The organism is Salinivibrio sp. MA427 (genome assembly GCF_001996115.1).
GTDB classification, from domain to species: Bacteria; Pseudomonadota; Gammaproteobacteria; order Enterobacterales; family Vibrionaceae; genus Salinivibrio; species Salinivibrio costicola.
Genome location: NZ_MUFH01000160.1, coordinates 1 through 7,232 on the forward strand (window position 1 = coordinate 1; position 7,232 = coordinate 7,232).

Here is a 7,232-nt window from a genome sequence, read left to right on the forward strand (position 1 = left end):
CGCTTATTGTTATACCCTGTACATGAGCAGCATCATGCAGTCCGTTTTCTTTTAGCAGGTTAGGATGCTTCTTCATCCAGTGCTTACTATACGTAGTTTTTGTGTAGCTTTTCTTGGGTTTAACCCAGTAAACCTTCACTTCACAGATAGCTAAAAAAAACCGTCTCGCCCTAGTTTAATTTCGTGTTCAACTAGCTTGGTTTTTACCAACGCGTAGAGCTTACGCGCCCCTAACCTCGGCATATATTTACGCCAGTATTGGACCCAGTCCTTGATGATTGATAGTTAAGCTCTTCGGCCTTCCATTCGAGCAACGGCTTGGTAGACACCTTGTCGAGAAATGCCTGCGGCACGACATGCCGCCGCTAACTTGATTTTGCTTTTGGCTTTGGCTTGCCAGATGTACCGGATAAGTACTTTTTTCTGAGGCCGGCTCCGTACTCATTGTCCATGATATCGACCATACCATTGAGGATTTGGTTATGCAGTTTCTCTTCGGCTAACTCACGCTCAAGGCGCTTGATAGTTTCGGCTGGGGTTTCTTTTGAGTGTGGCATAAGGGGATGCTGAAATGGTTTCGACCAATCGAGTCTACCATGTGTTCTGAGCCAGACGAGTACCGTTGAGCGGCCCTGAATACCAAAACGGGCTTGCGCTTGTTTGTATGTCATTTCGCCTTTTTCAACACGCTCAACAACGCCTAATTTAAAGGCTAAGGTGTAATCACGTTGCGTACGCTTACGGCTCGAGTTACTTGATGTTGTCATAAAGAAGTCCTCTTTATGTCAACGTATTTCAGGACGGGACACCATTCATAAAAAAGGCGAGCCCAGCGGCTCGCCTTTAACATCACTGTTTCCGCGAGCGGAATGGATTACTCATCCATATAGCTTTCAATGCTAGGGCAAGAGCAAATCAGGTTGCGGTCACCGTAGACGTTATCGACACGGTTGACCGATGGCCAGTATTTGCTTGCCTTGTTATGGGCGGATGGGAAGCAAGCCAGCTCACGTGAATAGGCGTGTGACCACTCGTCTGCCATCAGATCCGCTTGGGTGTGGGGCGCATTGACCAATGGGTTGTCTTCCAGCGTCCACTCACCATCTTGTACCTTGGCAATTTCCTCGCGGATGGCAATCATGGCATCACAGAAGCGATCCAATTCCTCTTGGCTTTCACTTTCGGTCGGCTCAACCATCAGCGTACCCGCGACCGGGAACGACATGGTCGGTGCATGGAAGCCATAATCCATCAAGCGTTTGGCGATGTCTTCTTCGCTGATCCCGGATGCCTCTTTGAGCGGACGAATGTCGATAATACATTCGTGCGCAATACGTCCGTTTTTGCCGCGANCGATCCAATTCCTCTTGGCTTTCACTTTCGGTCGGCTCAACCATCAGCGTACCCGCGACCGGGAACGACATGGTCGGTGCATGGAAGCCATAATCCATCAAGCGTTTGGCGATGTCTTCTTCGCTGATCCCGGATGCCTCTTTGAGCGGACGAATGTCGATAATACATTCGTGCGCAATACGTCCGTTTTTGCCGCGATAAAGCACAGGGTAGTAAGGACGCAAACGYTCCATCACATAGTTGGCACTGAGAATCGCYAACTCGGTSGCGCGCGTCAGGCCTTGTTCACCCATCATSGCRATGTACGCCCATGAAATAGGAAGAATCGAGGCGCTACCCATWGGTGCAGCCGAGACGGCAAATTCGTCGCCTTGCTCCACATGACCGGGMAGGAAAGGCGCAAGGTGCGATTTCACGCCAATCGGTCCCATACCTGGGCCGCCGCCACCGTGGGGAATACAGAAGGTTTTGTGCAGGTTGAGGTGCGAGACGTCTGAGCCAATGTAGCCCGGYGTKGTCAGCCCCACTTGCGCATTCATGTTGGCGCCATCCAAGTAAACTTGGCCGCCTGCCTCGTGCACCAGCTCGCACACTTGCTGCACGGTTTCTTCGTACACACCATGTGTCGATGGGTAGGTGATCATTATGCACGAGAGCGCATCGCGGTGTTTGTCGATCTTGGCTTTCAGATCGTCAATGTCGATATTGCCATCGTCATCACAGCCTACTACAACCACTTTCATCGAAACCATGGCCGCGGAGGCAGGGTTGGTACCGTGCGCGGAGCTTGGGATCAAGCACACGTTGCGGTGACTGTCACCACGGCTTTCATGGTAGCGCTGAATCGCGATTAATCCCGCATACTCCCCTTGCGCGCCTGAGTTCGGCTGCATGGAGATCTCGTCGTACCCGGTGATTTCACACAGCATGTCACGCAGTGATTTACCCAGAGTTTGATAGCCTTTGGCTTGCTCCAATGGCACAAACGGGTGCAGGGCGCCAAACTCTGGCCAGGTGACGGGGATCATTTCGGCCGCGGCGTTCAGCTTCATGGTACAGCTGCCCAGCGGGATCATGCCGTGGGTGAGAGAGAAGTCTTTGTTTTCCAACGCCTTCATATACCGCATCAGCTTGGTTTCACTGTGATAGCGGTTAAAGACGGGATGTATCAGGTACGCACTGCTGCGGCGGCATACGGTAGGGATCGCGGCCAATTCATCGGCTTCAATGTCGCTCGCCACGGCATCTGCATCGCCTTGACCGGTGAGTGCGGTGAGCAGTTGATTGACTTCTGCCAGTGTGCTCGCTTCATCAAAGCTCGCGCCAAGTTGGCCATCCAGTTTACGCAGGTTAAAACCGGCGTCCTGCGCTTGTTGATACAAGGCATCGGTTTGATCGCCCGTGTTAAACGTCACGGTATCAAAGAAGCTATCGTGCGCGAGGCTCAACCCGGCTGCTTGTACCGATTTGGCGAACAGCGCGGCGAGGTGATGCACGCGGCGAGCAATTTTCTTTAAGCCTTCTGGACCGTGATACACCGCGTAAAAAGCAGCCATGTTGGCCAGCAAGGCTTGAGCGGTACAAATATTGGAAGTCGCTTTTTCACGGCGAATATGTTGCTCACGCGTTTGCATCGCCATGCGCAGGGCTTGGTTGCCTTTGCTATCGACCGATACGCCAATCACTCGGCCAGGCATGGTGCGCTTTAGCTTGTCGCGTGTCGCCATAAAGGCGGCGTGTGGGCCCCCGTAACCCATAGGCACACCAAAGCGTTGCGCCGACCCAATCACTACATCCGCGCCCATTTCACCCGGCGCTTTAAGCAAAGTGAGTGAAAGCAGATCGGTAGCAACCGCGACCAGCGTCTTCTTGCTTTGTGCTTCTGCGATAAGCGCACTGAGATCGCGCACTTCGCCGGTGGTGCCGGGGTATTGGAGTAGGGCGCCAAATACATCGTGCTGATCCAGCTTGTCCGTGTCATCAACAATGATGTCAAAACCTAAGAAGTTGGCACGCGTTTTAATCACATCCAAGGTTTGTGGGTGCACATCGCTGGCAACAAAAAAGGCGTTGCCTTTGTGCTTGCCGCCACGCTTACACAGGGTCATGGCTTCCGCCGCGGCAGTGGCTTCGTCGAGCAGCGACGCGTTGGCCAAATCCATCCCCGTTAAGTCCATTACCATTTGCTGGAAGTTCAGTAAGGATTCTAATCGGCCTTGCGAGATCTCGGGCTGATAGGGCGTATAAGCGGTATACCAGCCAGGGTTTTCCAGCACATTACGTAAAATAGGCGGTGGGGTATGAGTGTGGTAGTAACCTTGGCCAATCAAGCTACGCTTTATCGTATTTTGCGTAGCAATGTCGCTCAGTTCCGCCAGCATCTGGGTTTCGCTTTTCGGCGCACTCAGATTAAGCGGCTTCGGCAAACGGATATCCGCAGGAACGGTTTCTTCAATCACATGCTCAAGGCTGGTGGCATTGATCGCCGCCAGCATAGCGTCTTGTTGTTTGATATCCGGTCCATTGTGGCGAGCAATAAAATCGTTATCAGCCACTAAGCTATCGAGTAAACGCGTTTTGGTCATGATATTCGTCCTGAATTAGTCGTCGATGGCGGCGGCATAAGCATCCGCATCCATCAGATTATCCAAGTTGGTGTCGTCAGCGAGTTTAATCTTGGCAATCCAGCCGCCCTCAAAAGGTTCGTCATTAACTAACTCTGGGCTGTCTTCTAAATCGTCGTTAATGGCGACAACTTCACCATCAACCGGTGCATAGATATCAGAGGCGGCTTTTACCGATTCCACCAGAGAAAAGCTTTCACCTTTTTCAGTACTGTCACCCACCTCAGGTAGATCGACAAACACGACATCGCCAAGTAGGCCTTGGGCATGATCAGTGATCCCCATGGTGACTGTGCCATCGCCGTTGTCTTTGACCCACTCGTGGCTTTCGGAATACTTCAGTGTCGCGTCCATTTGCTACTCTCCTGCTAAATTACGAACTGCTCGCTTTATGAGCAATTTACATTGTAAATTGAGGCAAATACTAGTCTACTGCCTCATAATCCTAATTAATTGATATATGGATATTTATTGCTATGCCTTTATTGACGATAAAGCGGGAAGCGGGCACATAGCTGTTGCACTTGTTTACGAATCCGCGCTTCAACCTCAGCGTTGCCGTCTGGTTCCTCAACTAGGGCATCTAATACATCGCCAATCCATTCACCGATTTGATGGAATTCTTCGGTGCCGAAACCGCGGCTGGTGCCGGCTGGTGTACCGAGGCGAATACCCGATGTGATCATTGGCTTCTCGGTGTCGAATGGAATACCGTTCTTGTTACAAGTGATCCCCGCGCGCTCGAGTGCTTGTTCGGTTTGGTTGCCTTTTAGACCTTTCGGGCGCAAATCAACCAACATCAGATGAGTGTCGGTGCCGCCCGTGACAATGTCGCAGCCACGCGTTTGTAGAACCTCGGCCAGTACTTTGGCGTTAGCAACCACTTGATCAATATACAATTTAAACTCAGGCTCTAGCGCCTCACCAAATGCCACGGCTTTCGCGGCAATCACGTGCATCAATGGACCGCCTTGTAGACCGGGGAACACGGCCGAGTTGATCTTCTTATTGATGTCCTCGTGATTGGTGAGGATCATGCCACCGCGTGGACCACGCAGGGTTTTATGCGTGGTGGTGGTGACCACATGCGCATGCGGCAGTGGCGATGGATGGGCGCCGGTGGCCACTAAACCGGCAATGTGTGCCATATCGATCATCAGATATGCGCCTACTTCATCGGCAATCGCGCGGAAGCGAGCAAAATCAATTGGGCGTGGGACAGCGCTGCCGCCGGCGATGATCATCTTAGGTTGGTGTTCACGCGCAAGAGCCGCGACATCGTCATAATCAATTTCTAGAGTTTCTTGATTAACACCGTATTGCACGGCATTAAACCACTTGCCTGATAACGCAGGGCGTGCCCCGTGAGTAAGGTGGCCTCCGGCATCCAGTGACATACCCAAAATAGTGTCACCAGGTTGCAGCAGTGCCAGCATCACGGCACCGTTGGCTTGTGCGCCAGAGTGGGGCTGCACGTTTACAAACTCGCAGCTAAACAGCTGTTTGGCACGGGCTTGAGCAATGGCTTCGACTTCATCGACATGCTCACAGCCGCCATAATAGCGACGTCCTGGATAGCCTTCTGCGTATTTATTGGTCAAGCAAGTGCCTTGTGCTTGCATCACCGCTTGCGAAACGATGTTTTCTGATGCGATAAGCTCGATTTGCTGTTGTTGGCGTTTGTGTTCGGCTTGCACGGCTGACATCACGGCACCATCGGATTCCGATAAATTGGTGGAGAAAAACTGCTCCAATTCTACATTCGGGTAGCTCGGTTTCATTTCGCTTTCCTTGTTGGCGATGGTGGCTAACAGGCCACAACATTAATCGGGATCACATTGGTAGCGAGGCCACCTTGTGAGGTTTCTTTATATTTGCTCATCATGTCGAGGCCGGTCTCGTGCATGGTTTTAATCACGCTATCGAGTGAGACATGGTGTTGGCCGTCACCACCCATTGCCAACCGAGTCGCGTTAATCGCTTTCACGGCACCCATGGTATTGCGCTCAATGCAAGGGACTTGTACGAGGCCATCTATTGGATCACAAGTGAGGCCGAGGTTATGCTCCATGCCGATTTCTGCCGCGTTTTCAATTTGTTGATTACTTGCGCCCATGGCTGCGGCTAATCCGGCTGCTGCCATCGAGCACGCCACGCCAATCTCTCCCTGACAACCGACTTCTGCTGCCGAAATAGAGGCATTGGTCTTGTACAAAGAGCCGATAGCCGCGGAAGTCGCCATAAAGGTGCGGATGCCTTCAGGGTTATTGGGCGATACAAATTTATCGTAATACGCCAGTACTGCAGGGATCACGCCGGCAGCACCATTAGTCGGTGCGGTGACGACTCGGCCACCGGCGGCGTTTTCTTCGTTCACTGCCATGGCAAACAGGTTGACCCAATCATTGGTATCTGTCGGTAATCCATGGGCTTGCTTGTCATGAATGGCCTCGTACATGCCTTTGGCGCGTCGCTTGATGTTCAAACCGCCTGGCAGCACGCCGCCTTGTTGAACCCCGCGATCAATACACTCACGCATCACTTGCCATATATGGTCGAGCCCTTGATTGACGGTTTCATGCGTTGCTGCCGAGTCATGATACTGGGCGCGCGCAATTTCGTTGGTGAACATCAATTCGCTAATACTCATCCCGGTTCGATCACATTGCGCCAGCAGCGTTGCCGCACTATCAAATGGATAAGGTGGCGTGAAATTGGTTGCCAAGGCATCCGTTTCGCCCTCTTCGACCACAAAGCCGCCACCGACAGAGAAATAGGTCTTGCTGGTCAAGCAGTCACCGGCTTTATCATATGCGCTGACAGTCATGCCATTAGGATGCGCGGGGAGAACCTGATCATAATGAAAGGCAATATCTGCCTCCCAGTTAAATCGAATATAATGCCGGCCGGCAAAGGGCAGTTCGCCACCATTTTTAACCATATTAGTCATGGTATCGATTTCATCTGATTCGATAGTCGCGGGCATTTCGCCCATCAATCCCATCACGCAAGCGACATCCGTGGCATGTCCTTTTCCGGTCAGCGCCAAAGAGCCGTATAAATCGACATTCACACGATGGATCATATCGAGCGCGAGCGTTTGCGACGCAAATTGCGAAAAGCGTGCGCAGGCAACAACGGGCCCGTCAGTGTGTTAGCTTGACTTCCCCACGCCTATTTTGAACAGGTCAAACTTGCTGTGATTCATGGCCTGCCTCCTCGATCAGTAAGGTACGTTTTTATCATTATTTATAC

At 52.0% G+C, this 7,232-nt stretch carries 3 protein-coding genes and 3 pseudogenes; all 6 read right to left on the reverse strand.

The features are described 5' to 3' along the window. Window positions 1-767, reverse strand: a pseudogene (locus BZG79_RS10520) (IS3 family transposase); the annotation flags it as partial. Between the two features lie 107 nt (window positions 768-874). After that, window positions 875-1,378 (reverse strand): hypothetical protein, encoded by a 504-nt coding sequence (locus tag BZG79_RS10525; protein WP_347336589.1) that lies wholly within the window; start codon window positions 1,376-1,378, stop codon window positions 875-877. Continuing rightward, window positions 1,354-3,938 (reverse strand): annotated as a pseudogene (gene gcvP, locus BZG79_RS10530) (aminomethyl-transferring glycine dehydrogenase); the annotation flags it as partial. The gene BZG79_RS10525 and the pseudogene gcvP, both read right to left, overlap by 25 nt. A 15-nt stretch (window positions 3,939-3,953) precedes the next feature. Further along, window positions 3,954-4,331: a glycine cleavage system protein GcvH gene (gene gcvH, locus BZG79_RS10535; RefSeq protein ID WP_077774360.1), complete on the reverse strand. Its 378-nt coding sequence runs from the start codon at window positions 4,329-4,331 to the stop codon at window positions 3,954-3,956. Between the two features lie 128 nt (window positions 4,332-4,459). Continuing rightward, the gene (locus tag BZG79_RS10540; RefSeq protein ID WP_077774361.1) at window positions 4,460-5,758 is read right to left on the reverse strand and encodes a serine hydroxymethyltransferase; all 1,299 of its coding nucleotides are present in this window, start codon (window positions 5,756-5,758) and stop codon (window positions 4,460-4,462) included. A gap of 26 nt (window positions 5,759-5,784) precedes the next feature. Beyond that, a pseudogene (locus tag BZG79_RS10545) lies at window positions 5,785-7,185 on the reverse strand (L-serine ammonia-lyase). Window positions 7,186-7,232: the final 47 nt, after the last annotated feature.